Annotated in this window: 4 protein-coding genes; all 4 read right to left on the bottom strand. The window is 61.8% G+C overall.

The annotated features are described in order from the left end of the window. Positions 1-568: ABC transporter substrate-binding protein (locus Q0341_RS05110; protein ID WP_299510995.1), on the bottom strand; the 568-nt coding region annotated here is incomplete at its 3' end. Positions 569-736: 168 nt separating this feature from the next. Next, a complete protein-coding gene (gene recR / locus Q0341_RS05105; protein ID WP_299510994.1) occupies positions 737-1327 on the bottom strand; it encodes a recombination mediator RecR in 591 nt (196 codons plus the stop codon). 10 nt (positions 1328-1337) lie between these two features. Next, entirely contained in the window at positions 1338-1661 is a 324-nt protein-coding gene (locus Q0341_RS05100; protein ID WP_299510992.1) for a YbaB/EbfC family nucleoid-associated protein, read from the bottom strand. A 40-nt stretch (positions 1662-1701) separates the two neighbouring features. Then, on the bottom strand, positions 1702-2412 hold a 711-nt coding region (locus Q0341_RS05095), incomplete at its 5' end, for a DNA polymerase III subunit gamma/tau C-terminal domain-containing protein (RefSeq protein ID WP_299510991.1).

Raw genomic sequence — 2412 nt, 5'->3', positions numbered from 1 at the left:
GGGCACTGCGCAGCGCATCCATGACCACCAAGGAAGAAGAACCCACCTCGACAAATGAAACATCTGACGCCGACATGCCATGGCGCAACAACCACTGACACACCGTCCAGTGGGTGGTGGAGTCCAGCGCGGAAATGCCCACTCGGGCGCCCCGAATATCGGCTATGGAGCGCCACGGAAAACCGCTGCGCGTGCTGCCACCCAGACTGACCTGTGGCGTACGGCTGATTTGGACAAAACTTTGGTAGTTCACACCTCGCTGGTGCAAGCGAAAAAGGTGCTCATAAGCCCCCGCCACCACATCGGCATGGCCCTGCAGTGCACGGCTCAAGGCCTGAGCGCCCGACTCCTGTGGCACCCAATCAACGGCCACCCCGGCCTGCTGAAAATAGCCCAATCGATCGGCCAGCGTCAGCGGCAAATGGTAGAGGCTTTGGCTCGCTGCCAAGGCCAGCTTCACGCGTGGCAAAGGCCGTCCCGCCACCGAAGCCCAGGCTGCAGGGGCTTGTACGGTTGCCAGCGAACCCGCTGCCGCCAACAACAGCGAACGACGAGAACAAGGGGCCAAGGACACCGATGTCACTCCTATAAAAAATGCATAGCTTGCAGCTTAATCAGGGGCGCGCATTTGCACATCGGGAATGATCCCAAGGGGGTTTTCACTTAATGGATTACAAGGATCTGTGACACACCAGCCCACGATTCAACCGGGCTTGGGCGGGCTGGCAAGAGCGGTTCAGCGCCGGTCGACCAAGGCATGGGCGATGGTGCCCAAGTCCACGTATTCCAGCTCACTGCCTGCAGGCACCCCTCGGGCCAGTCGCGTGACCTTCAGGCCTTGCTGGCGGATCATTTCCGAAATCACATAGGCCGTGGCCTCGCCTTCGGCGGTGAAATTGGTGGCCAAAATCACCTCGGTGAGCACGCCGTCGCCCACCCGCTGTTTGAGCTTGGCCAGGCCAATGTCGTGCGGCCCAATGCCGTCCAATGGGCTGAGCTTGCCCATCAACACAAAGTAAAGGCCACGGTAGGTGCCTGTGCGTTCAATGGCCGATTGGTCGGCAGGGGTTTCGATCACACACAGCAGCGTGCGGTCACGCGTGGCGTCTTGGCAGGTGTCGCACAACTCGGCTTCGGTGAAGGTGTGGCAACAAGCGCAATGGCGGATGTTGTCGACCGCATTGTGCAAAGCGCTGGCCAATTGCCGAGCGGTGGCGCGGTCGTTTTGCAGCAACTGAAAAGCCATGCGCTGGGCCGACTTGATGCCCACCCCCGGCAAGCCCTTGAGGGCTTGGACCAAAGTGGCAAGGGCGTGGGTGTCGGCCATGTTCAGGCGCTCAGAAAGGCAGCTTCATGCCAGGGGGTAAACCGGCCGTGAGTTTGCCCATTTTTTGCTGCGAGACCTCTTCGGCCATGCGCACGGCGTCGTTGAAGGCAGCGGCCACCAAGTCTTCCAGCATGTCCTTGTCGTCGGCCAGCAAGCTGGGATCGATCGTGACACGGCGCACTTCATGCTTGCAGGTCATCAGCACCTTGACCATGCCGGAGCCGGCTTGGCCCTCGACCTCGACGAAGGCGAGTTCGTCCTGGGCTTTTTTCAGGTTGTCCTGCATGGCCTGGGCTTGCTTCATCAAGCCAGCGAGTTGTCCTTTGTTGAACATCGTTTTTCCTTTGTGAGGGTGTTGAATCAGTGGGTGAAAATCAAATCAGCTGGATGCTGCCGGGCACAATTTTGGCCCCAAAATCGCGCACCATGGCCTGAACCAGCGGGTCGTTTTGGATCAGCGCTTGCGCGGCCACCATTTTTTCGGCGGCCTTCACGGCCAAGCGCCGGGCCGGGCTGTCGGTCACGGGGCCCATCTCGATGAGCAGCTTGACATCGCCATGCCCTGCCGCCTGCAAAGCCGCTTGCAAGCGCTCCCGGCTGGCCGCGTGGTTGAGGGTTTCTCGCTCGACGCGCAGCTGCCACTGGCCCGCATCACGGGCCATCAGTTGCGACTGCAATGCCAGCTCGCGCACCAGGGCGGTGATGCTTTCTTGGGCCATCAGGCCTTGCACCGCCTCCAGCCAAACATCGCCCTCGGGGGTGGCCTGCACCACTGCGGGTGCGGCGTGTCGGGGCACATCGGCCCGCAGCGAAGGCTCGCTGGTTTCGCGCACAGGCAAAGACTGAAAAGCAGGGGCCGCTTGCAGCGAGGGGACTGGTTGGGTCAACGGCTGGGCAGGATCGAGTTGAGTCGCTTGGCTGTAGTCGGTTGTGTCTGGCCAATCTTCCCAAGGGGGCGGCTCTGCTGGGGTCGGCTGAGCGGCCACACGCACAAGCGCCGGTTCTGGTTCTGGCTGTGGCTCATCGGGCTTCGCCTGGGGTGCGGGTGCGGGTGCGGGTGCGGGTGCGGATGCCGGGGCAAGTTG

The sequence above is a fragment of the uncultured Limnohabitans sp. genome, assembly GCF_937889215.1.
Classification (GTDB): Bacteria; Pseudomonadota; Gammaproteobacteria; order Burkholderiales; family Burkholderiaceae_C; genus Limnohabitans_A.
Note: the sequence above shows the minus strand (reverse complement) of the source record. Positions and strands in the feature narration are given on the sequence as shown.

Excerpts from the sequence above, each read along its gene's own strand:
- recR (WP_299510994.1), bottom strand. The coding sequence starts at position 1,327 with ATGGCCGACACCCACGCCCTTGCCACTTTGGTCCAAGCCCTCAAGGGC.
- Q0341_RS05100 (WP_299510992.1), bottom strand. The coding sequence starts at position 1,661 with ATGTTCAACAAAGGACAACTCGCTGGCTTGATGAAGCAAGCCCAGGCC.